This is a genomic window from Bifidobacterium tibiigranuli (assembly GCF_009371885.1).
Classification (GTDB): Bacteria; Actinomycetota; Actinomycetes; order Actinomycetales; family Bifidobacteriaceae; genus Bifidobacterium; species Bifidobacterium tibiigranuli.
Genome location: NZ_QLZA01000010.1, coordinates 139,165 through 161,337 on the forward strand (window position 1 = coordinate 139,165; position 22,173 = coordinate 161,337).

The 22,173-nt window shown below is 60.8% G+C and carries 19 protein-coding genes and 1 pseudogene; 7 read left to right on the top strand and 13 right to left on the bottom strand.

The genetic code is table 11. From position 1 onward, the window contains the following. Positions 1 to 8 precede the first annotated feature (8 nt). The 8 genes from ftsH to DDF78_RS09725 form a co-directional block, all read right to left on the bottom strand. Positions 9 to 2,111, bottom strand: a complete 2,103-nt coding sequence (ftsH, locus tag DDF78_RS09690; RefSeq protein ID WP_152581064.1) for an ATP-dependent zinc metalloprotease FtsH — start codon at positions 2,109 to 2,111, stop codon at positions 9 to 11. Next, the gene (gene hpt / locus DDF78_RS09695; protein WP_152581063.1) at positions 2,108 to 2,671 is read right to left on the bottom strand and encodes a hypoxanthine phosphoribosyltransferase; all 564 of its coding nucleotides are present in this window, start codon (positions 2,669 to 2,671) and stop codon (positions 2,108 to 2,110) included. Before hpt ends, ftsH begins: the two co-directional genes overlap by 4 nt. Further along, positions 2,658 to 3,839, bottom strand: a complete 1,182-nt coding sequence (gene tilS / locus DDF78_RS09700; RefSeq protein WP_152581062.1) for a tRNA lysidine(34) synthetase TilS — start codon at positions 3,837 to 3,839, stop codon at positions 2,658 to 2,660. Before tilS ends, hpt begins: the two co-directional genes overlap by 14 nt. 4 nt (positions 3,840 to 3,843) lie before the next feature. Then, complete coding sequence (locus DDF78_RS09705; RefSeq protein ID WP_152581153.1) at positions 3,844 to 5,283, bottom strand: D-alanyl-D-alanine carboxypeptidase/D-alanyl-D-alanine-endopeptidase; 1,440 nt, start codon at positions 5,281 to 5,283, stop codon at positions 3,844 to 3,846. A gap of 171 nt (positions 5,284 to 5,454) precedes the next feature. After that, positions 5,455 to 7,083, bottom strand: coding sequence for an ABC transporter permease (locus DDF78_RS09710; RefSeq protein WP_152581152.1), 1,629 nt, complete (start codon positions 7,081 to 7,083; stop codon positions 5,455 to 5,457). Positions 7,084 to 7,166: 83 nt separating this feature from the next. After that, entirely contained in the window at positions 7,167 to 8,210 is a 1,044-nt protein-coding gene (locus tag DDF78_RS09715; RefSeq protein WP_152581151.1) for an ABC transporter ATP-binding protein, read from the bottom strand. A 540-nt stretch (positions 8,211 to 8,750) separates the two neighbouring features. Further along, positions 8,751 to 9,992: a glycosyltransferase family 2 protein gene (locus DDF78_RS09720; protein ID WP_152581150.1), complete on the bottom strand. Its 1,242-nt coding sequence runs from the start codon at positions 9,990 to 9,992 to the stop codon at positions 8,751 to 8,753. Beyond that, positions 9,992 to 11,608 (bottom strand): AI-2E family transporter, encoded by a 1,617-nt coding sequence (locus DDF78_RS09725; RefSeq protein WP_152581061.1) that lies wholly within the window; start codon positions 11,606 to 11,608, stop codon positions 9,992 to 9,994. The genes DDF78_RS09720 and DDF78_RS09725 overlap by 1 nt, the downstream gene beginning before the upstream one ends. Before the next feature lie 147 nt (positions 11,609 to 11,755). Between DDF78_RS09725 and DDF78_RS09730 the strand changes: the two genes are divergently transcribed. The 6 genes and pseudogenes from DDF78_RS09730 to DDF78_RS12485 form a co-directional block, all read left to right on the top strand. Then, the gene (locus DDF78_RS09730) at positions 11,756 to 12,637 is read left to right on the top strand and encodes a glycosyltransferase family 2 protein (RefSeq protein ID WP_152581060.1); all 882 of its coding nucleotides are present in this window, start codon (positions 11,756 to 11,758) and stop codon (positions 12,635 to 12,637) included. Positions 12,638 to 12,808: 171 nt separating this feature from the next. After that, the gene (locus tag DDF78_RS09735) at positions 12,809 to 13,582 is read left to right on the top strand and encodes a (S)-acetoin forming diacetyl reductase (protein ID WP_152581059.1); all 774 of its coding nucleotides are present in this window, start codon (positions 12,809 to 12,811) and stop codon (positions 13,580 to 13,582) included. A 494-nt stretch (positions 13,583 to 14,076) separates the two neighbouring features. After that, on the top strand, positions 14,077 to 14,517 hold the full coding sequence (gene trxA / locus DDF78_RS09740) for a thioredoxin (RefSeq protein WP_152581058.1): 441 nt from the start codon (positions 14,077 to 14,079) through the stop codon (positions 14,515 to 14,517). Further along, positions 14,514 to 16,253, top strand: a complete 1,740-nt coding sequence (locus tag DDF78_RS09745; RefSeq protein ID WP_152581057.1) for an FAD-dependent oxidoreductase — start codon at positions 14,514 to 14,516, stop codon at positions 16,251 to 16,253. The genes trxA and DDF78_RS09745 overlap by 4 nt, the downstream gene beginning before the upstream one ends. 78 nt (positions 16,254 to 16,331) lie before the next feature. Then, positions 16,332 to 16,721: a metal-sensitive transcriptional regulator gene (locus DDF78_RS09750; RefSeq protein WP_152581056.1), complete on the top strand. Its 390-nt coding sequence runs from the start codon at positions 16,332 to 16,334 to the stop codon at positions 16,719 to 16,721. Positions 16,722 to 16,862: 141 nt separating this feature from the next. Beyond that, a pseudogene (locus DDF78_RS12485) lies at positions 16,863 to 16,925 on the top strand (DUF8730 family Cys-rich protein); the annotation flags it as partial. 5 nt (positions 16,926 to 16,930) lie between these two features. Here DDF78_RS12485 and DDF78_RS11765 read toward each other — a convergent pair. The 5 genes from DDF78_RS11765 to DDF78_RS09775 all read right to left on the bottom strand — a co-directional run bounded on the left by DDF78_RS11765 (position 16,931) and on the right by DDF78_RS09775 (position 20,488). Beyond that, complete coding sequence (locus DDF78_RS11765) at positions 16,931 to 17,080, bottom strand: hypothetical protein (protein ID WP_154677516.1); 150 nt, start codon at positions 17,078 to 17,080, stop codon at positions 16,931 to 16,933. A gap of 179 nt (positions 17,081 to 17,259) precedes the next feature. Further along, complete coding sequence (locus tag DDF78_RS09760; RefSeq protein WP_152581054.1) at positions 17,260 to 17,727, bottom strand: type II toxin-antitoxin system VapC family toxin; 468 nt, start codon at positions 17,725 to 17,727, stop codon at positions 17,260 to 17,262. Beyond that, positions 17,720 to 18,034 (bottom strand): type II toxin-antitoxin system RelB/DinJ family antitoxin, encoded by a 315-nt coding sequence (locus DDF78_RS09765; RefSeq protein ID WP_152581053.1) that lies wholly within the window; start codon positions 18,032 to 18,034, stop codon positions 17,720 to 17,722. Before DDF78_RS09765 ends, DDF78_RS09760 begins: the two co-directional genes overlap by 8 nt. Before the next feature lie 130 nt (positions 18,035 to 18,164). Then, positions 18,165 to 18,800, bottom strand: a complete 636-nt coding sequence (locus DDF78_RS09770) for a nitroreductase family protein (protein WP_152581052.1) — start codon at positions 18,798 to 18,800, stop codon at positions 18,165 to 18,167. A 248-nt stretch (positions 18,801 to 19,048) separates the two neighbouring features. Then, complete coding sequence (locus DDF78_RS09775) at positions 19,049 to 20,488, bottom strand: hypothetical protein (RefSeq protein WP_152581051.1); 1,440 nt, start codon at positions 20,486 to 20,488, stop codon at positions 19,049 to 19,051. A gap of 315 nt (positions 20,489 to 20,803) precedes the next feature. Between DDF78_RS09775 and DDF78_RS09780 the strand changes: the two genes are divergently transcribed. Continuing rightward, positions 20,804 to 21,994 (top strand): thermonuclease family protein, encoded by a 1,191-nt coding sequence (locus tag DDF78_RS09780; protein ID WP_152581050.1) that lies wholly within the window; start codon positions 20,804 to 20,806, stop codon positions 21,992 to 21,994. The last annotated feature ends 179 nt before the right edge of the window (positions 21,995 to 22,173 follow it).

Below are 22,173 nucleotides of genomic sequence, written 5' to 3' on the forward strand. Positions count from 1 at the left end.
TCACCGCTCTACTCCCCCGGCTTCATGCCGACTGAGCGCTTAAGCGTTTCGGGAATCGGTACCGGCGGAAGGTCCGAATCCGGGCGCTGGCTGTCCGAAAGCCACAGCTGCCGTTCCGGCGCCTTCTTGACCGGCGCGAAGACCTGCGCGAGCTCCTTGGCGTTCAGCGTCTCCTTGACGAGCAACTGGCGCACGAGCTCATCGAGCACTTCGCGGTTCTCGTTGATGATGTTCCACGCCTCGGTGTGCGCGGTCTCGACCAGGCGAAGCACCTCGTCATCGATGACCTGCGCGGTCTGGTTGGAGTACTTGCGCGGCTGCAAGCCGTCGAAGCCCGAAGCCGAATCGTCGCTATCCTCCCACTTGATGGCACCCAGCTTAGCGGAGAAGCCGAATTCGACGACCATCCTGCGCGCGATCTGCGTGGCCTTCTCGATGTCGTTGGACGCGCCGGTGGTCGGGTCGTGGAAGATGACCTCCTCAGCCGTGCGCCCGCCCATCGCGTACGCCATCTGATCGAGCAGCTCGTTGCGCGACTGCGAATAGCGGTCCTCGGTCGGCATCACGGCCGTGTAGCCCAGCGCGCGGCCACGCGGCAGAATCGTCACCTTGGTGACCGGGTCGGTGTGGTGCAGCGCCGCCGCGACCAGGGCATGCCCGCCCTCGTGGTACGCGGTGTTGCGCAGTTCGTTCAGGGCCATGCCCTTGGACTGGCGCTTGGGGCCGGCCTGCACGCGGTCTATGGCTTCATCGATGGCGCGGTCGTCAATCAACTGTGCGCCAGCGCGGGCGCACAGCAGCGCAGCCTCGTTGAGCACATTGGCCAGATCGGCACCGGTGAAGCCCGGAGTGCGCACGGCGATGGCGTGCAAATCGACGCCCGGCACGAAGGGCTTGCCCTTGGCGTGCACCTTGAGAATCGCCTCGCGGCCTTCCAGATCAGGCGCTTCCACGCCCACCTGCCGGTCGAAGCGGCCGGGGCGCAGCAGAGCCGGGTCGAGCACATCGGGGCGGTTCGTGGCCGCGATGATAATCAGATTGGTATCGTTGTCGAAGCCGTCCATCTCGACAAGCAACTGGTTCAACGTCTGCTCGCGCTCGTCATGCCCGCCGTTCATGCCCGAGCCGCGCTTGCGGCCGACGGCGTCGATCTCATCGATAAAGATGATGGCCGGAGCGTTCTTCTTCGCCTCATCGAACAGGTCGCGCACACGCGAAGCGCCGAGGCCGACGAACATCTCAACGAAGTCCGAGCCCGCCATAGCGTAGAAGGGCACGCCAGCCTCGCCTGCGATGGCGCGGGCGAGCAGGGTCTTGCCGGTTCCGGGAGGGCCGTACAGCAGCACGCCACGCGGGATGCGCGCACCCAGCGCCTTGTACTTCGACGGATCCTTGAGGAAGTCCTTGATCTCCTGCACCTCTTCGACGGCCGATTGCTCGCCGGCCACATCGGCGAATTTCGTCGTCGGGGTCTGCCCTTCGAGCAGCTTGCCGTTGTTCTTGCGGCCGCCAAGGCCGAACATGCCGCCGGCCTCGCCGCCCGTCATCTGGCGCATCATGAACCACATCAGCCCTACGAGCAGGATGATGGGAAGCACCGAAATGAGCAGGTTCGACCAGATGCTGGTCTCCTGTATGCTCACGTTCCAGCCCTTGGCCGGGTCGGCCTTCTGCACCAGCTTGACCATCTGCGCATCCTGCGCAGCCGTGTAGTAGAACTGGACGTCCTTGCCGTAATCGTGCGCCCGCTGGCCGTTGGAGGCGTCAACGCTGAAGTCCTTGTTCAGCGTGAGCTTGACCATCTGCCGATTGTCGACGATTTCGGCGTAGGACACCGTGTCGCCCTGCAGCAGCTGTATGCCGTACTTGGAATCGATGGTCTGCGTGCCCTGGCCGGCGATCATCTGGAATGCCGTCAGCGCGAAGAGCGCAAGCACGGCGACCCACAGCCACGGGGACTGCCAGAAGGGCTTCTTGCCTCCCGGAGCCTGGTTGCCATTGCTGCCATTGTTGCCGTTATTGCGCGAAAAAGGGTTTAATGGGTTATTGCCGTCGTTGCGACGGTTGGGGTTGCCGGGCGGCGGCGTCTGCGGCGCCTGAGGGAAGCTCATGCCTGTTCTCCTTGGTATACTTCCGCCTTGAGTACGGCGATCGAATCGAGGTTGCGGAAGCGTTCGTCATAATCCAGCCCGAATCCAACCACGAATTCGTCCGGAATCTCGTATCCCCTGTATTTCAGGTCAACATGGACCTCATGTCGAGAGGGCTTCTCGAGCAGCGCAAAAATCTCCACGGAAGCCGCCCCACGCCTTTTGAGTTCGTCGACAAGCCATGCAAGGGTATGGCCGGAATCAACGATATCCTCAACGATGAGAATGTGCCGACCGCGAACATCAGCCGTCAGATCCTGCCGAATCGTGACCGTGCCTTGGCTGACCGTGCCTGAGCCATAGCTCGACAGGGTCATGAAATCAAGCTGCGCGGGGATGCTCAGCGCCTGCGAGAAGGCCGCCATCGTGTTGATGGCTCCTTTGAGCACGGCGACGAGCAACAGGTTCTTGCCGCGGTAATCCCGGCTCACCTGATCTGCGGTCTCTTTGATTTTGGCTTCAATTTGGGCTTTGCTGACCAGCTCGTGGTCGATTGCATCTGGGACATCAGCGATTTGCATGACCACCATCTTGGCACAGGCGAATGACGTGTTTCTTGCGAATCGCTGTGTATCCGCTGGGAAGCGACACCGGACCCTGCCCATGCCAATCGGCGATCAGCCGATCGATGGCTTCGACGTGGCGCGAGGAGGCCGCGATGCCCAATGAGGACAGCCCATGCGCAATCACGCGCCGACGTATCGCCGCGTGCTTGCCGCGCAGCGCGTCAACCGACCAGATCAGCGCAACGGGAGCGCTTGGAGCGCCCGGAGCAATCGGAGCGGACAGAGCCGGAACAGCCAGAGAGGCGTCTTTGGCGTCGGCCTCGCCACCTGCTGCAGCGTGAACGACTTGGGTAGCGGCTGCGGCGACGCGATCCGCCTGCATGTCCAGATACTCCTTGTCGAGAGCCGCAGTCTGCGCCATACCTGCCAGGTGCGCCACTACGTCACCGCCAGAAAAGCACCGCAGATACGGAATCAGACTATGGCGGATGCGCGAACGCAGGGGGAAATCGGCTGGCAGCTCCTCATTGGCGTCGAATCCGTCGCCGTTGGTTGGGTCATCCCACCACGGCAGCCCCAAATCCTGGCAGATGCCCGTGGTCTGTTCGCGCGTCAGCGATAGCAAGGGTCGGGCGAAACGCACTGAATCCAAGGCAAAGGATTCAGGCATGCCCGCCAGCGCATCCAACCCGCCCGAACGCAGCAAATCGATCACGATGGTCTCCGCCTGGTCGTCCTTCGTGTGCGCCAGCAGCACGACCGAAGCCCCGCAACGCTGCGCGACCGCCACGATGGCTTGGTACCGGGCCTGCCTAGCCGCCGCTTCGATACCGCTGCCGCCGACCTCGACATGCACGCTGTGGACGGTGACCGGCTCCAGCCCGAGCTGACTACAGCGTTGCGCGGCCTGCTGGGCCACTGCGTCGGAGCCGCGCTGCAGCCCATGATCGACAATCACCGCGCCGCAACGTACGCCGAGAGATGCGCAGACCGTACGGCTCAGCGCGGCCAAGGCCATCGAATCGCGCCCGCCGGAGCAGGCGACCAGCACCAGCGGGGCGTCGGGCGAGACCGCATGCTCGCCATGCTCGGCGAAGCGCGCATCCTGCAGCGTGATGCCGAGTCGCTCCAAGGCTCCGCGCACGCATCCGATTCCTGCCCGCAATCGTGAAGTGTATGTCATCGGATCACAGCCCCGTCAGCTCGCTGATGAACGTGTCCACGGCCAACTTCGCCGCAGCCATATCGTCAGGGTTATTGACGATGACGGCAAAGGCGAGTGTGCCGCCACTGCTGCGCGAGACATTGCCCACCATCGCGCTCACCGCGTCGAGGCTGCCGGTTTTGACGCGCAGCAGGCCTGCGGCGTTCATATTGTCGAGCCGGTCGCTGGCGGTGCCCACCAATCCGGGGATGGAAAGCCCCTCGCCCGCCGCAGCCGCGCCCGTTGCCGTGAGATTGCGCGCCTGCACTGCGGCCAGCGTGCTGGCGGTGACCTGCGAGCCGGGGCTCAGGCCGCAGACGTCGGCCATTGTCAGACCGGGCAAGTCGATTCCCATGCCTTTAAGCTTCTCCTGCACCGCCGATACTGCGCCCTGCGGCGAATTCTCGCGGCCGGCCTTGAGTGCGGTGAGACGCCCGAATTCCTCGGCCAGGGTGTTGTCGGAGTGCCGCATCATGAAAGCCATCACTTCGCTCAGCGCGGCGGAATGCACCGAGGCGAGCGGGGACAGGCCAGCCGGAGCCGAAGCGGCGGACGGCGCGCCTTTCACGGCGATGCCCTGCCGCTTGAGCAGCGTGGCGAAGAGCCCTGCCGTGTCCGCAGCCGGCTGCGTGGACATCGGCGGGTAACCATCGAAGGTGTCGGGATTCGGTGCGCTGCCGCTCGGCCATGCTCTGCCGCCGTCCACGGCCATCGAGGAGATCGGCGCATAATAAATATTGCCAGGATTGTTCTGTGCAATGTCTTTCGGAGCGCGTATCGCACCGAACAGCGTGTCGTCATAAGCCAGGGCGACCGTGCTGATGCCTCGCTGGCGCAGTCCTCGCGCGGTTTGCTGTGCCAGCGTTTCCAGCCCGGCGCGGCCGTTGACATGCTTCGGATCGCTCGCGCCCCTGCCCAGCAGCATATCGCCATTGCCCTTGAGCGTTATGGTGTCCGGGCCGCCTGCGGGCTGATTGAGATAGGTTTCGGTGCTGAAGGTCGACCCCATGTCGAGCGATGAGGCGGCGGCGAGCGCGGTCAGGGTCTTCAGCGTCGAAGCCGGTTCGCGCGGCGTTCCGTCGTTGCGTTGCGCAATGACCGAACCGCGCTGGTCGGCAATCGCGATGGAATACTGCGAGCCGACGCCTTCAGCCTCGGCGAAGCGGTCAAGCAGCGCATTGGCCTTGTCGGCATTGATCGGCACGTCCCGCTCGGCCTTCGCGGCGGCAACCGCGCCTGCGGGAATCGCTGCACGCGGCCCGGGCTGGCCCTGCAGCACCGCTGTGTTCACGGTGAGCAGCCCGGGGGCGACGTCGGCGATATCAGCAATGACATAGCCTGCAGTCAGCAGCACGGTGATAAGCGAGGACGCTACAACGGTGGCTATGCGACGATGCCGGCCTTTCGGGGTGAGCCCTGCGATTGTGGCAACAGGCCGCCCGGCATCATCCCCGGCACGCTCAATCGGCTGCTCCTGCCCCACTGACGTCCGCCTCCCTCACGCTGCTTGTCGCTGTTCGTCGCTGTTAATGTCGATGGTAATAGTTGGTAATAGACCGCACGTTAGCCTAAGCCAGCCCCAGACTCACCAGACTCACTTCTGCAGCGAGGTGAAGGAGTCAAGCGTCGCGACGATGCTGAGCAGTCGCGCATCCATCACTTTGCCGCCCAGCCAGACGCCCAGCGCAAGCATCACCGCGCCGTTGACCACGCCGACCGGGCCGATGAGCCAATACTGACTCCAATTGCCGCTCACCAGCAGGATAACCACGCAGGCAATGGTCGGCAGGCCGACGACCGCAGTTCCCAGCATGGTCGCGAACGGCATGAGGCTCTGGGCCAGCGCGCGGCCCTGCGGCGAGGAGAAGGGCTTATCGATCGAGGCGACCGGGTATATGAGCACGCAGGAGAGGACCTCGGCCAGTCCCAGCCCGCCCAAGGCGAGGGCAATCGAGCCGCCGAGGAACGCGCAGGCGGTGGCCCAGCCTTGCGTCGTGCGCCAGTCGCCGGTGAACAGCATGACGCCAACCCCCAGCAGCAGTATGTAGCCCACGGTAATCGTGCCGTAGACACGCACGCGCCCGCGACGGTCTTCGATGCCTCGCACGCCTATGGAGGCCTGCATCGCGAATCCGCGACCGTCATAGGCCAAGCCGTTGCTTTCCGCGAGATTCAGGAAAAGGCCGCCCCAGAGGATGGACTGCCAGATAATCGCTGAAATGCCGTGGGATTGCAACCCAAAGACGACGACAAAGAACAGCGGCATCAGCAGCATCAGCGCTTGGCGCGGATCGCGCTTCAAGTTCGTCAGCAGTCGCGCGGAGACGGCTCCCGACACCGAGTCAGGCATCCAGCCGAAGGCGCCGATACCTTTCGCCTTCACGGCCCCAAGACTTGAATCGGAGGTCAGCCGGTCGCGACGCAGACACCAGGTGCAGCCCATGAAGCACAGCACGCAGGTGAGCGCCAGCACGGCGATTCGCCCGAGCAGCGCGACCCAGTTGCCGGCGTAGGCATCGAACGGCAGTTGGAACGCGGCGCCGAACGGCGTCCAGCCGATTATGGATGTCGCCGTGCCGTAGGTTTGCGGGTCGAAGGTGCGCGAATCCGACGAATTGAGGATGATGTTCGGCAGCTGGAACATGGAGATGAACGCGAGCATCGCCACGATATAGAACACGCTTGTCCCGCGTTTGGAGCGCACGAGCGTCGTGGCCAGCGCGAGCACCAGCTTGGACAGGCTCATCATTGTCACCACCGCCAGCGGCGCGGCGATGAGCTGCGCAATGACCATAGCGGGGCCCGCCCAGCGGTAGGCCAGCGCCCACAGCAGCAGCGACGCCACGCCCGCAATCGCAGGGATGCCCGTCATGCCGGACGCCAGCAGGCCCGCCTGCAGCTCACGGTCCTTGATGCCGTAGAGCGCGAAACGATGCGGATTGAGCGTCGAGCTGCCGCCAATGAGCGTCAGCTGCACGAAGATGACGAATACCATGACGCTCATGCCCACCAGCACGACTGCCGGCCGCATGATGCCTGTGAACCATGCGTCGGAGGATTGCGTGGAAACGAACCACTGCGAGCCCAAGGACCATGCGGCGGCGCCGACGCCGATGACGAGGCCGAGCCCCAGAATGGCCGAGATGACGTAGCCAATGCTCTGCCATACGGATTTGCGCAGCGTCGCCAGCGTCAACGTCCAGCGCAGCCTGACGATGGTCATCACCGTGTCGGCAAGCGCCGTGCTCGCCGGTGCCGTATGCGCTGGCCCCGTCTGCGCCCCCGCAGCGTTCATCGGAACAGTGTTCATCGTGACCAGCCATCCTTCGACTGCGTGTCTGCGTTTCCGGCGGCCGGAGCCGCAGAGGCAGACGCATCAGACCCAGGCGCACCAAACGCAGACGCATCAGACCCAGATGCGCCAAACGCTGAACTCGGCTGCGGAACTGTTGGGCCTGGCTGCCCGATAATCGGCGGCTGCGCGCCGGCCGCATCGCCGCCGTTGAGCCATGCCAGATGCGCCGCGCTATGCCGTCCGCCGACCAGCTGCAGGAAGCGATCCTCCAAGTCCTCGCCCGCAGCGACCTGCGCGACCGTGCCCGCCGCGCAGACCTGCCCCTGATTGATGACCGCGACATGCGTGCACATCCGCTCGACCAGCGCCATCACATGCGAGGAGATGATGACCGTGCCGCCCGTCTGCGCGTATTCGGCGAGGATGTCCTTGAGATTCGCGCTGGACACCGGGTCCACGGATTCGAAGGGTTCGTCCAGCACCAGTATGCGCGGGCTGTGAATCATCGCGGAGGCCAGGCATATCTTCTTCGTCATGCCCGCGGAATAATCGGAGACGATCGTATTCGCCGCGTCCGCGAGGTCGAAGGCCGTAAGCAAGTCGCCGGCCCGCTGCGCGACTTCGGCTCGCGGCATGCCGCGCAGCATGCCCGCGTACATGAGCAGCTGCATGCCGGTGAGCCTGTCGAATATCTGATCGGGCTGCGGCATCACGCCGATGATGCGCTTGGCCCGGTTCACATCGCTCCACACGTCATGGCCCAGAATCATCGCGTTCCCCGCATCGGGCACGAGCAGCCCGGTGACCATATTGAGCGTGGTCGTCTTGCCTGCGCCATTGGGGCCGACCAGGCCGTAGAAGGAGCCGATCGGGATGTCGAGCGCCAGGCCGTTGACGGCTATCTTGTCGCCGAAATGCTTGAACAGCCCACGAATCGACACTGCGGCATTCGGGTCAGGCGGGTAAGGATTGCCGGCCGGGTATGCATACGCAGCTCCGGCCGGGTAGGCATTGTCGGGCTGATACAGACTAGCTGACGGATAATGCGGCAGCACGGCAGGCCCTTGGCCGCCTGGCTCGCCGGCAGCTCCACTCCCCAAACTCTCATACGGCGCTTGCGTAGGCCCGCCGGATGGAGCCTCCTGCGTGAATTGCGGTTCTTCGGTCATCGTTGGCATCCCCGTCCAGTCGAGCAATCGACAAATCGTTGCTGTTCGTCTCAATAGCAACCATACCAGCAGCGGCTGTCGCGCAGCTCATGCTTTGGTTCTCACGAGAGCTCATGACAGAATATCGGATTGAAAACTACAAAATATCGGAATAAAAGTAACAGAATATTGAAATAGAAAATACAAAATATCGGAGTTATGTATAACAGAATATCGGATTATCGCTAACAAAATATTGGGATGAGATGTAACAGAATATCGGGTCATGGCACAGCAGAATGTCGGATTGTGACGTACTGCGCTGTGCCATACCGCGGCGAACGCACGAACGCGCCGAACATCGTAGGCGTCCATTCCGCCTGCGGCTACGTATGCCACCGATGCTACCGATGCCTCCTACGCCACCTACGCCGTCCGTGCCATCCGTCAGGCAGCCGCATTCTCCTCGCCGCGATGCGCGATCGGCTTCCACTCGGCCTTGGAGAACACGGCCTGGAAGGAGATCGGCACGTAGCTGAACATGTAGATCGGGAAGCTGAGCACGTAGGCGACCAGCTCCTTGTTCGAAGCGCCGATATGGTCGCGTTCGGCCAGAATCGTCAGCGCGGCGATGGCCATCATACCCAGCGCGCCGAGCATGCCGCCGGTGACCCAGCTGACCAGCGACGACAGCTGGCTCGTCCAAGTCACGAAACCGAAGGCCGCGAACAGACAGCCAAGCAGCAGTCGCGCCACGCTGAGCACGGTGAAGGGGCATACCAGCAGCGTGAAATCGACGGCGGAGAAGTCGCGCTCCCGCACCGCGCGCTGGATGAGCGCCGGGCCATAATAGCGAAAGACCTGCAGAAATCCCTTGCTCCACCGCAGCCGCTGACGCCAGCTCTGGGCAAAGTCAACCGGCTGCTCGTCGTAGAGAATCGCCGTGCCGCAGTAGCCGATGCGATCGCCGTGCAGCACCGAATCCATGGTGAATTCCAGGTCCTCGGTGAGCAGATGGAACTTCCAGCCCTTGTTGCGTTGCATGACCTCGCGCGAGAACATGAACCCCGTGCCGCCCACGTGACAGCTTGAGCCGAAGACCATGCGCGAATTGTTGAGGAAGCGCGACTCGCGGATGAACCACAGGGCCGAGCCCGAAGAGACCCAGTTGTCGGAGAGGTTGACCGAGTTGCGGTAGCTGGTCAGGATGCGGAATCCTGCGTGGAAGGCCTTGTTCATCTCCTCGATGTAGTGCTCGTCGAGCAGATTGTCGGCATCGAACACGAAATAGGCGTCGTAGTTCTCGGCCACTCCCGTATCGATCATATGGTCAAGCAGATAGGTCAGCGCATAGCCTTTGCCAATCTGCTCGGTGTTGAAGCGCTCGACGACGTTGCAGCCCTTGGCGCGCACGACTGAAGCCGTGTCGTCGGTGCAGTTGTCGGCCACCAGCCAGATGTCGACCAGCGCGGAAGGATAGGTCTGCGCGCGAATCGAATCGATGAGATTGCCGATGACACCCTCTTCGTTACGCGCGGAAATCAGGACAGCGTAGCGCTTGTCCATAGGAGCCGCAGGAAAGCCGATTTGCTTGGAAAACAGCCCAGCAAGGATGCATACGACTTGGTAGACCAGGCTGGCCCCGCCAAGTATCAGCATCAGCACATCGAGTATGGAGAGCAGAACCATCAGCGCCACCGGCTTCGCGGATTGTCATTGTTGTCATTGTCAATGCTGCCATTGTTGCCATTGCTGCCATCGGCAGCGTCAGCAGCGGCATCGGCATCGGAGCCGAGGTCAGAGCCGACCCCGTCAGCGCCAGAATCATCGGTGCCCGAGGCATCTGCGTCAGCTCGCAGTCCAGCACCGGTTCCCGATTCGTCGCCGGCTGCATCGACTTCATTGCCGTCATCCGCTCTGGTGCCACGAAGACCAGTAGCCTGCGCATTCTTCGCAAGCACCCGCTTGGGAATGGCGACAGTAGCCGAGTCCTCCGACCCCTGGGAACCCTCGTCGCCAGACGCCTGATACAACTCCTCTTGCAGCTTCCTGAGCTCGTCGTTCATCGGCACGCGGGCGCTCGTCCCCCGGGCGGCGCGCGGCATGCGGTCGCTCACCGGTCGGATGACGTGTTCGCTGAAGGCCTCGGCACCCTCCACGACCTTGGATTTGCGCACCGGCTGCGGGTCGGACATCAGCGGGGAGTCGACCAGCTCGTAGCGTTTCGTGTAGACTTTGACGATAGCCTGGATGCTGGCGGTAATGGGCAACGCGAGAAACGCTCCCAGCGCGCCGAACATCGCGCCCAGCACCAGCACCGACAGGAAGGCTATGGCAGGGTTCAGATCCATCGTGCGCTGCGAGATCTTCGGCGACAGGATCAGATTCTCGATCTGCTGGTAGATGATGATGAACACGACCACGCCCACCGCATACAGGATGCCACGCGAACTCCACGCGAAGATCACCGGCAGCGCACCGCCGATATACGTGCCCACCGTGGGAACGAACTGCGAGACGATACCGCAGAACAGCGCCAGCGGCAGCCAGTACGGCACCTGGATGACCACGAGGAAAACCGACATGCAGACCGCGCTGAACGCTGCCAGAATGATGCGGGAGAACAGGAAGCCGGATATCTGATCCTGCACCACGGTCCAGCCGAGCAGGAAGCGCCGCTGCGCCACCGGCGCCATCCACTGGCACAGGCTCCGACGCATCTTGGGACCTGCCGCCGAGACATAGAACGTCACCATGAGCACGGTCATCGCGTTGATCACGAAACTGAGGAAGCCCACCGTAGTGTTCACGGCCTGGCCTGCGAAATCCGTGACCCAGGAGGTCTGCACGTTCTTGAGAATCTCGCCGCCCAGGCTTTCCATCGCCGGCAGCCTGAACGAGGTCTTCCCGGAGACGAATTCGGCTATCTGATCGTAGAGGCTCGGTATCCCCTTGACCATGGAGATAACCTGCTGCGCGAACATATTGCCGAACATCCCAAGCAGCGCGACGACGACGATCAGCAGACCAATCAGGCTTATTCCGGCGGCGGCACCACGCCTCCACCCATGCTGGATCAGCCGCACGACCAGGGGCTCGATGGCAAGCGCGATGAACAGCGAGACAACGACGTCGAAGACGACGAACTCAACCTTGCCCCACGACCGCCATACGAAAATGGCCAGGAACACGGCTATGGCCGTATACAGCAAGGCCCTGCCCCACCAGTCCGGCGGGCGGCGCGAGTCACCCTTGGAGGGGAACACGGAGGCTAAATCGATCTTCTGATCGTCTCGTGAAGTCATACAGCACATCGTACAAGCAGGGGCGTAGCCGGCGGACAGTGGCCGTCGCCGACTGAATGGCTTTCGCCGCTGGCCGCACACTTGGCGAGACGATGACCGCGCCGGGTTCGGGCGTCGTGTAGGCAACGCCCTCTATTGTTGATGCCTATGCTGAGTGTTTCGATCGTCATACCCGCATGGAACGAGCAGGATCGCATCGCCGACTGCCTGACCAACGCCACCCTTCAAAGCGTCACCCCGCACGAGGTCATCATCGTCGACAACCGCTCAACCGACGACACCTGCCGCATCGTCGAGCAGTTCATGGCCGAAAACCCCGAGGCACCGGTGCGCCTGCTGCATCAGGACAGCGAGCAGGGCCTGATCCCCACGCGCGACTACGGATTCAGCCACGCCACCGGCGATGTGCTGGGGCGCATCGACGCCGACTGCATGCTCAAGCCCGACTGGGTCGAAGTGGTCGCGGGCCTGTTCACCGACGATCCGGAGGCGATGGGCGCCACCGGACCGGTGGTCTACTACGACATGCCCGCCAAGCATATGGCGCTGCGCGGCGACGACCGCGTGCGGCGCACCACCTACCGCGCCGATGGCGGGCAGGTGCTCCTCTTCGGCTCGAATATGGCGGTTCGGGCGAGCGCCTGGCAGGTCATCGCCAGCCAGGTATGCCGTGACCCGGACGACGTGATGCACGAGGACATCGACATCTCGCTGCATCTGCTCGACAACGATATGAAAACCGTCTACTCGCGCAGCATGATTTGCGCCATCTCCGCGCGGCGCATGGACACTTCGCTGATTTCCTTCCGCAATTACATGAAGCGCTTCAGAAACACCTTCGCCGCGCATCCCGACCACTGGCGGCGGCACAAGACCGAGCGCGCGCTCATTTCCCTGTATCCCGGACTGCGGCTGCTCTACCCGGTGTATCAGAAGTATCTGGACCTGCTGGACGTCAATCCTGCTGAGCGCATCTGGCTCAGCGAGCAGATCGAACTCGCCGAAAGCGAGGGCGAGGATCTGGACTAGAGCATCGACGCTCGGCGCTTGACGCTCGATACTTTGCACTTTGCGATTGGCACCTGCGATTGGCGCTTGACGTCTAGCATGCCGGGGACACGCAGGCGTGACACACCTCACATTTCAGTCAATCAGGGCCGATAGTATTGGCGGCGTCATAACACCTACAGGAGGACTGACATGGCAGAAAAAGTAGCATTCGTAACCGGCGGCGCCCAGGGCATCGGCGAAGCGATCTCCAAGCGTCTGGCGAAGGACGGCTTCGCTGTGGCCGTCGTCGATCTCAACGTCGACAAGGCGGGCGAAGTGGCCCAGGCCATCAAGGACAATGGCGGCGAAGCCATTGCCATCAAGCTTGACGTCTCGGATCGCGAAGCCTTCTCGGCAGCCGTAGACGAGGTCGCTGAGAAGCTCGGCAGCTTCGATGTGATCGTCAACAACGCCGGACTCGGCCCCACCACCCCGATCGACACCATCACCCCCGAGCTGTTCGACAAGGTCATGCACATCAACGTGGCCGGCACCATGTGGGGCGTGCAGGCCGCCACCCGCAAATTCCGCGAGCTGGGCAAGAAGGGCAAAATCATCAACGCCGCCAGCCAGGCAGGCGTCGTCGGCAACCCGAACCTCATGCTGTACTCCTCCACCAAGTTCGCCATCCGCGGCCTCACACAGGTCGCCGCCCGCGATCTGGCCGCTGAAGGCATCACCGCCAACGCGTATGCCCCCGGCATCGTGAAGACCCCGATGATGCTTGACATCGCGCATCAGGTCGGCAAGAACGCCGGCAAGGACGACGAATGGGGCATGAGCACCTTCTCCAAGGACATCGCGCTGGGCCGCCTGTCCGAGCCCGAGGATGTCGCCGCAGCCGTGGCGTTCCTCGCTGGCCCCGACTCCAACTACATCACCGGCCAGACAATCATCGTCGACGGCGGCATGCAGTTCCACTGAGTTCGAGCCGTTGGGCATCGGTGCAGGTTAAGTTCCACTGAATCCGAGCTCCGCTCATCAATAGGTCGGATTGGCACGGTGAATACGATTCCGTCGTACCCATCCGGTCTCAACAGCAGACGAACCCCCGTTTCGCGTTTCCTGACTCATAGTCGGGAGGTGCAAAACGGGGATTCGTCTGTATCTACGGCACCTATGGCCCGGTGCCGTGCCGCAACCGCAGCCCCCACACATTCCGCTCTCGAATTCCTCCTCGCAGCGTACGTTTTCCTACGTGCCTATGAGATCCGTATTGGAAAACGTACGATAACTGCTGCTCAGCGTACGTTTTCCAATACGGGCCTCATCAACGTGCCATATAACGTACGCTGAGCCGACGCAATCCGTTCCGTCCGTGCTGTCTGCCATCGGAAGTATAAAACCATACACGGCGCAAGAACACAGCATGGAATTCTCGAATTGACTGAATACCCCTAGGGGTATAGGATGACACTATGAGCACAACAACGATCACCGCGCAGAACCTGCACGAGACCATTGCCAACCACTCCACCGTGCTGCTCGATTTCTGGGCGTCATGGTGCGGCCCATGCCGCATGTTCGGCCCGATTTTCGAGCAGAGCTCGGCCAAGCATCCCGAGGTCCTGCATGGCAAAGTGGACACAGAAGCCGAGCAGGAGCTCGCGGTGCAATTTGGCATCGCCAGCATCCCCACGCTCGCGGCCTTCCGCGACGGCATCCTCGTCTTCCAGCAGCCCGGATTGCTCGCGCCCGCTGCGCTGGATTCCCTGATCGAGCAGCTATCGCAGCTGAATATGGACGACGTACGCGCGCAAATCAGCGCGCAGGCAGACGAGAAAGCCCAAGTTGCCCAGCCGCAAACCGATGCGCAAGACGCCGCACAAGCCAGTGCGCAGCAAGGAGCGCGGCCATGAGAATCGTCATCATCGGAGGCAACGCCGCAGGCATGAGCTGCGCAGCCCGGGCCCGGCGCAATGACGAAAGCGCGGAAATCCTCGTGCTGGAACGCGGCGGGCACGTCTCGTACGCCAGTTGCGGCCTGCCCTATTACGTCGGCGGCGAGATCGCTGAACGCGAAGACCTGCTCGTGCAGACCCCGCGTTCGCTCTCCGCCGTGCTGAATATCACCGTGCGCACCGGCAGCGAGGTCGTCGCCATCAACCCGGCTGCGCATACCGTCGATGTACGCACGGCGGCCGGCCAGGAAACCGTCGAGTACGACGCCCTCGTGCTCACCCCGGGCGCAAAGCCCTTCATCCCAGACATTCCGGGAATAGGGTCATCGTTTGTCAGCACGCTACGCACAGTTCCGGACGCCGATCGCGTCACGGAGCTGGCACGCAATGCCACCTCTGCCGTGGTGCTGGGAGGCGGTTTTATCGGTCTTGAGACTGCCGAAGCCCTCGCCATCCGCGGCTTGAAGGTTCATGTCGTCGACCTCGCTGGTCATGTGCTGCCGATGATGGAACCGGAAATCGCCGCACCTGCGGCCGCACAGCTGCGCGAACTCGGTGTGCAGCTTCATACTGGCGTGGGTGCGACGCGCATCATCGAGCGCACTGCCAATGGCACGGTTGACGGAAGCGTTGGCAAAACCGATGACAGCGCTAACGGCAGCAGCATGGACGGCAACAGCATTCCCAACAGCTCGCATGCGATAGAGCTTTCGAATGGCGAGGTGCTGCCCGCCGATCTGGTGCTCGTCTCCATCGGCGTACGCCCCGACACAGCCATATTCGAAGCCGCAGGAATCCGCTGCGATCGTGGCGCCATCGACGTCGACGAGCACGGCCGAACCTCGATGCCGGGCATCTGGGCGGCCGGAGACGCGACGCTGTCCACGGATTTCGTCACCGGAGCCAGGCGCCCCGTAGCGCTGGCGGGTCCTGCGAATCGGGCCGGCAGACTCATCGCCGACGACATCTGCAATCCGGAAACCGCGCGACCCATTCCTGCGGCGCTCGGCACATCGATCATCCGCATTGGCGAGCTTACCGTCGCCCGCACCGGAGCCGGGCGGGATGATCTCAAGCGGGCAGGTATCCAATTCCATGCGATTCATCTGGAAGCCACGCAGCACGCCAGCTACTTCCCCGGTGCCATTGCAATGCGGATGCTGGTGCTGTTCGGCGATGACGGCCGACTGCTCGGCACGCAGATCGTCGGCGGCGAGGGCGTTGACAAACGCATCGACGTGTTTGCTGCGGCAATACGATCCGGCGCGGCGATTGACGATCTCATTGACGAGGATCTTGCCTACTCCCCGCCCTTCGGTCAAGCCAAGGACCCGGTGAATCTGGCCGGCATGCTCGGTGAGAACGTGCTATCCGGAAAGCTGCGCCTCTGGTATGCGCAGGAACTGGCAGATGTGGCACGCACCGACTTGATTCTTGACGTGCGCAGCCCCGCCGAATTCGCCACCGGCCATGTGCGTGGGGCGCTGAACATCCCACACACCGAAGTCCGAGCCCGGATGGACGAGATTCTTGACGCAGCTGCTGGGCGGCCTATCGCCGTGATGTGTGCCTCGGGCAAGCGCTCGCATTTCGCGTACCGCATTCTGGTGCAGCACGGGCTTTCGGCGCGCAATCTTTCGGGCGGCATGCATGTGCTGTGTGACGCTCTCGGTGACGGCGCACTTAACAGATAGCTCGCTATTCGAGTTCCCCAACCAGGCAGGCAGCGAACGCTTGCACAGCGCATCTGCGCACGAAGGAAAGGCACACGCATGAGCAGCACCACAACAAAGAAGCCCGAAAATCCGCAGCGCGCGGTGCTCAACCGGCTGAAACGGGCGCGCGGCCAGCTTGACGCGGTTATCAACCAGGTCGAGTCAGGCGGCTCCTGCCAGGACGTGGTCATCCAGCTTTCGGCGGTGTCACGCGCCCTCGACCGCGCCGGGTTCCTCGTCATTGCCTCGGCGATGCGCGAATGCCTCGTTCCTTCGGACGAAGAGAACGGCGAGCAACTTGAGGCTGCTGAGGGTGGTGAATCGGTTCATGACGATAGCGCGGCGCGCGATAACGCTACGCAAATCGCAAATCACGAAGAACAAGAATCGAAGAACACCCGTCTCACCGCGGATGAAATCGAAAAACTCTTCCTTATGCTCGCGTGATCTGCTGCTTGATTGCATGATCAGTGGCTTTGACTTCCACGAATCGCAAAGTTGCAAGTCACAAGCCGACAATCCGCAACCCAACAACCCATCGAATCTAGCCAACCAACGCAAAACACCCCCAACGAACGGAGCAATATCATGTGTCATGCGGTCACCTGCAAGGTCTGCGGCAAAACCACCTGGTCCGGATGCGGCCAGCACATCGATCAGGTGCGGCGCAGCGTCCCCGCCTCGAACTGGTGCAACGGACGCCACACCCAGTCCGAAATCAACGCCTCGAAATCAAATGCCAGCTTCTTCCAACGCCTCTTCAGCCGGTGAGTCTGCAGCATCGTCGCCGCGCTCGGCGAAGGCACCGTCCTCGCCTTAGAACAGGTTTCGCTGGGCAACAAAACTGTCGCTGACATCGACTGGGTTCGCGGACTTATGCAATCCCGCCTCTCCGCTGATTTTATCGACACGGCCAAAACCGCCCTAGCGAAATCCGGCGACGGTATGAGCTCCAAGCGCATCGCACAGATTGTGCTTGGAGCGATTATACCGAAGAGCGGAAGAAAGTAGGGCCAAGCTCTTCCAAGAACCGTTCGGCATCGATGCGTGGGATAGATGAATTGCGGAATGCGTGACGATGGTTGTCCCGGCTCACGATGCAGTCAGCGCCCCACACTTCGGCAGCTGCACGTTTCGTACCATCTTCATAATCAGGTTCATTAGAGTCCAGTGCAATCGAGCACACGCGCCGATCATCCGGTAATAGTTCGGCACAGTTGAGAAACAATCGGATATATTCACGACAGGTCCCGTCATCCAGACCAGCCCCAGTCTTGGGATTCATGGCGGATTTGGCTCCAGTCGCGATGTAGTAGAAATCTTTCAGGCTCCCGGCGCTGATACCCAATTCAACTGCAGAAGATTCAAGCAACAAAGCAGCAGCACGGTGCCCCGGCCTCTGCTCGGAAGCTGCATCAAGCAGGATGTTGGTGTCGAGATATACTTTAGGCATCGCGTTCCTCAAGTAGTCGGCGTTCATCCTCTGGGGATAAAGAAGCCAAGTAGTCGTGTGCGGACTGCGGCGTAGCCGCATTTAGCTCGTTGATACGGCGACGCACATCGTGCGCGGGAATTCGACTTCCGCCGTATGTTTGGGACACACTTGGCACAAACGGCAAACGCCCATCTTTGATGGTCTGCCTAAGGCCCATCTCTACGAAAGTGCTGAGGTTCAATCCCATGTCATTGAGAATTTCAGTGCCCTCTTGTTTGATCTCCCGATCAAGGCTGAGCGTTGTCTTTTCCTTCGTGCTAACCATAATGCTCCTCTACATATAAAAGACGTATTTAATACACTTATAATACCATTTCCTACGTATTTTACACGTATAAATGTGCCTACTATATTAGTGCTCAATTATCGAATTCTTCGCCCACCGGCCTACTCATTCACCGCCACCACGCGAGGTCTTCTGCTGGCAGACGGACGGATTCGTGGCCTTCGGTGGCGGCCTTGCCAATCGACATGATCAGCACCGGCACGTAGCGTTCGACATCCAAATCGAAGGCTTCGGCGATCTTGCCCTGGTCAAAGCCACCAATGGGATTGGTGTCGTAGCCGTGCGAGCGCGCGACGAGCATGAATTGCATGGCGAACAGGCTGGAATCAATTTTGACGATATCGTTCATCCTGCTGCGGCTGAATTTTTTGTATGCGGAGGCGGCCACCGTCATCTGGGCCTTCGCCATCAGGCTGGGCATGATGCCCCGCTTGGCCGCCTCGCCGTATATCCGGTCCGCGTATTCGTAGCAGCGCATGTCGCCGAACACTACGATCATCGCCGACGAGGTCTTGTTCTGCCGCCTGTTGAACTGCAGGAGCGGAGCAAGCGTCGCCTTGCCCTCGTCCGATTCCACGATGAGAAACCGCCACGGCTGCATGTTCACCGACGACGGCGCCTTGGCCGCTTCATCGAGCATCGCAAGCATCTCCTCGCGCGATATCTTGACCTTAGGGTCATATTTTCGGATGGACCGTCGTCCTTCGAGTATCTCGGTGAAATCGTTGGTGGCAAGTTGCGTCATGATGCAGGGATCCTTTGAGTGGTCGGCTGTGAGTTTGCAATTGTTAACGTTGATATACCGTCGGCTTCTTCATATCGGCATTGTTTCAATGAGCTCTGCTTCTGCCTCTATGGTAGACAGAATCATAGATACGATATCGCCGAAAGCATGGTCAACGCTTCCGCACAAACTTCCGCGCAGGCTACCGCGCAGCCTTTCGAAGAAAGCAGCACATACGAGTTAGCAACCATCGCCATGTAATAGCAGCCTCACGTATGCGCTGACGCCACCTCCTCGATATCATCTCGCAGCATCGGTCGCAACGCTTTCGCATACTGGACGATCTCACCATCAAGCAACGCCAACGCGCACTGCTTCGCTACATCACCACGAGGAAAGCGCGCAAGCACTATCCCCGCGAGGAATTCACCGATTTCGGAGACTTTCCGCCGCTTATCGTCAGCGCTCTTTGGCAATACGCCTGCTTGTTTCTCCATGTACCCGTCCTGTTCATCGAGCATGACTATGGGCAGCATCGGCAAGCCTTCCATCTCGACGATTTCCGCCATGCTTTCAAGCAGCGCCACGCCTTGGTCGAAACGCGCGACGTCGCGCTCATTGAACCCTTCGATCAGCTCACACGCATTGTCCGCGCCCAGCAGTGATCGGGATACCTCGCGCAAATGCACCACATTGTGCCACACCGAGTCGTCGTCAGATGCCCCTCCCGCGCTGGTCTCCTCCCCTTGTTCGATTGCCACCAGCACTTTGGCGGCATCAAGCGTAGTGCGGTCCCACAGCTCGCGGTATCCCGCAATCAGACGCCGCGCGTCATAGAGGTAGCGCGCGCTGGCCTGCGCATACGCCGGATCCTTGTAATAGTCAACATGGTCTGGCGCGGTTTCCTGAGTGTCGTCCTGTGCGGGCTCCTGTGCGGGCTCCTGCCCAGTTTTCAGCGAAGTTCTCGAACCGCTTTCCGCCCCGCTTTCTGATCCAGCAGACGATTCACGCGCGAACTCTTCATCCGCCCGAGCCCGGAGCTCTGCCAAAGCCACCACCACTCGCCGGAAATTCATGTCCGGCGCGGCACCCACTTGCAGCACCTTGGGATCCTCGCGCAACATGCACATGCCGATGGCGGGCTCATGCAGCAGCATCAAGGCCGTGTCGATGCATGGATCACTGCCATCGCCCCAACGCATCAGCGTATACGCCGCGAGCTTGTGCATCTGGCGGCAATGCTCCCTGATCACCTTCTGCTGATTGTGCTTTGATCCGAACCGTTTCGGGCCTTTAAGACGGCAGCGTTTGACCAGCTCGCTGCGATGGAGCGTCTGAATGCACATCGGCGTGTTCTCCGAAGGCTCGCCAGTGAACATAGCCACCGTGGAACCATTGGCCAGACCGTAAAGCCACACATTAATCCCGTATTTGCGCACGACGGAGGAACAGCCCTGAATGAACTCCTTGCACTGCCCGACAAGCGCACCGTCGAAGGAGGCCACCGCCACCATGATCGTCATTGCCCAACCAGTATCGGCGAACACGTCATGCGCCAGCACGTAGAGCCGATGGTCCACCGGATCGTATGATTCCGGCTCTGCCATAGCCTTGCGCAACGCCCCCGGCGAAGTCACCTCCTCAAAGCGCCGCTCCAACTGATTGACGGTCTGAAGAAACTCCATCGCGTCCACAGAATACCCAGTCATTGCCACCCTCCACATTCCCAATTCGTCGCCATTGCCGATTCATCGTGTCGTCGACGCCGCCCAGTGCGCGCCTCGTGCATCAACGGTGACAGCTAAGTGAAACAGGCGCAACTCGCCTCGTGGAAAATGTGGATATGTGGATATGTGGATAACCTATAAATTATTCAATATGGATTATTATGCATTGCATTGTATCGGCGGTCGTGCCCTTCCAATCGCTGGTATCGATACCTGACTGAGCGCTGGGAGCTGGCACGTAACACATCGCTGGTCGCGCGAAAACAGCAATGACAACCAAAGGTATAATCACATATCATGAGTTCATCCCGTTTGCCGCATGTTTTCAGCAGCGTCGCATCGTTCGCGGCATCGCATAAAATCGCCACTGGTGTCGTGACCACTCTCGTAGCCGCTTCCTTGATTACGGGAGGAGGCATCGCCGTGGCGCAGATGATGAATCCTCAGGCATTCATGCCGCAGGCCAGCGTGGTAAGAGTCGTGGATGGCGACACGATCGAGGTGAGTGATCACGGGCAAAATAAGACCATCAGATTGCTCAATGTCAATACTCCCGAGACCGTCGACCCGAACAAGCCGATCGAATGCGGAGGGCCTGAGGCCAGCGATTATCTCAAGAAACTTCTTCCGACAGGAACGATCGTACGGCTGGGATACGATCACGATAAACGAGATAGATATGGCAGGGACCTTGCTGCAGTCTTTCTGAACGGATCATTGGTCGATGCCGACATTGCCCGCAATGGCTGGGGCGTGGCCATAAAAATCGGAGAGAACACGCGCTACTATTCCCAGGTTTTCGACGCACAGCGCGAAGCACACGACAAGATGGCTGGCCTGTATGATCCATCCTTCGCATGCACACCGCAACAACAAGCCCAAGCCTACGCGGCATCCCAAACCCCAGCAGCGCCAGGTGATACGGCTACAGTCAATGCACTAACCGCATTCGTCAATACGATAGACACCGACGTTTCTTCGGGTGCAAAACTCTTGACAATACTCGACGGAGACCACAGCAGTCTGCCGCTTGCTCTTTACACTACCGCCGAAATAAAATCGATGAGACAATCCGTCGAAAGGCACCATAGCAAGTCGCAATTGGAACAAAAGGAAGCCACAGACCATATCACGCGGCTCAAAGAACAAGAGGAACAGCGTCAACAACAAGAACGACAAGAGGCAGAGCAGCGCCAGCACGAGCAGGAGCAGGAGCTTGCACAGCAGCAAAAGGAACAGGCTGAAGCCCAAGCGCAGGAGTATCCGCAAGGGCAGAATCAACAACAGCCAGCAAACAACAACACCGGGAATTACGGTGCGGCAGTTCCTCAACAAACCATCGCACCAGCTCAGCCAGCACCAAATCCTCAACCATCCCAATCCAGCGGTTCCGGTGGCCGACCGTCCAACGCCGCGCCATGCAGAAAATATGCGCCAGGAGGCAAATCCTTCGTCTATATCGATTGCGTAACCAAAATGCCGCTGTAGGGATTCACGGGGGCAGAAAAAATACTGCTCGATGTAAGAGAGATCATTATGCTTGGGAACAGCGGAAGCTGGGGGATTTGCTGGAAGAGCGGAACTCACAACGCTCTCAAAGCAATAGCTATCCGCTAGTGTCGTTTACTGTCGAAAATGGTGTTACTCCTAAGACTGATCGGTATCAG

Bases quoted from the DNA above. Each gene is read 5' to 3' on its own strand.
- hpt (WP_152581063.1), bottom strand. From the start codon at position 2,671: ATGCAAATCGCTGATGTCCCAGATGCAATCGACCACGAGCTGGTCAGC.
- DDF78_RS09760 (WP_152581054.1), bottom strand. From the start codon at position 17,727: ATGCCTAAAGTATATCTCGACACCAACATCCTGCTTGATGCAGCTTCC.
- trxA (WP_152581058.1), top strand. From the start codon at position 14,077: ATGAGCACAACAACGATCACCGCGCAGAACCTGCACGAGACCATTGCC.
- DDF78_RS09720 (WP_152581150.1), bottom strand. From the start codon at position 9,992: ATGGTTCTGCTCTCCATACTCGATGTGCTGATGCTGATACTTGGCGGG.
- DDF78_RS09775 (WP_152581051.1), bottom strand. From the start codon at position 20,488: ATGACTGGGTATTCTGTGGACGCGATGGAGTTTCTTCAGACCGTCAAT.
- DDF78_RS09735 (WP_152581059.1), top strand. From the start codon at position 12,809: ATGGCAGAAAAAGTAGCATTCGTAACCGGCGGCGCCCAGGGCATCGGC.
- DDF78_RS09710 (WP_152581152.1), bottom strand. From the start codon at position 7,083: ATGACCATCGTCAGGCTGCGCTGGACGTTGACGCTGGCGACGCTGCGC.
- DDF78_RS09745 (WP_152581057.1), top strand. From the start codon at position 14,514: ATGAGAATCGTCATCATCGGAGGCAACGCCGCAGGCATGAGCTGCGCA.
- DDF78_RS09780 (WP_152581050.1), top strand. From the start codon at position 20,804: ATGAGTTCATCCCGTTTGCCGCATGTTTTCAGCAGCGTCGCATCGTTC.
- DDF78_RS09750 (WP_152581056.1), top strand. From the start codon at position 16,332: ATGAGCAGCACCACAACAAAGAAGCCCGAAAATCCGCAGCGCGCGGTG.
- DDF78_RS09770 (WP_152581052.1), bottom strand. From the start codon at position 18,800: ATGACGCAACTTGCCACCAACGATTTCACCGAGATACTCGAAGGACGA.
- DDF78_RS09765 (WP_152581053.1), bottom strand. From the start codon at position 18,034: ATGGTTAGCACGAAGGAAAAGACAACGCTCAGCCTTGATCGGGAGATC.
- ftsH (WP_152581064.1), bottom strand. From the start codon at position 2,111: ATGAGCTTCCCTCAGGCGCCGCAGACGCCGCCGCCCGGCAACCCCAAC.
- DDF78_RS09725 (WP_152581061.1), bottom strand. From the start codon at position 11,608: ATGACTTCACGAGACGATCAGAAGATCGATTTAGCCTCCGTGTTCCCC.
- tilS (WP_152581062.1), bottom strand. From the start codon at position 3,839: ATGACATACACTTCACGATTGCGGGCAGGAATCGGATGCGTGCGCGGA.
- DDF78_RS09730 (WP_152581060.1), top strand. From the start codon at position 11,756: ATGCTGAGTGTTTCGATCGTCATACCCGCATGGAACGAGCAGGATCGC.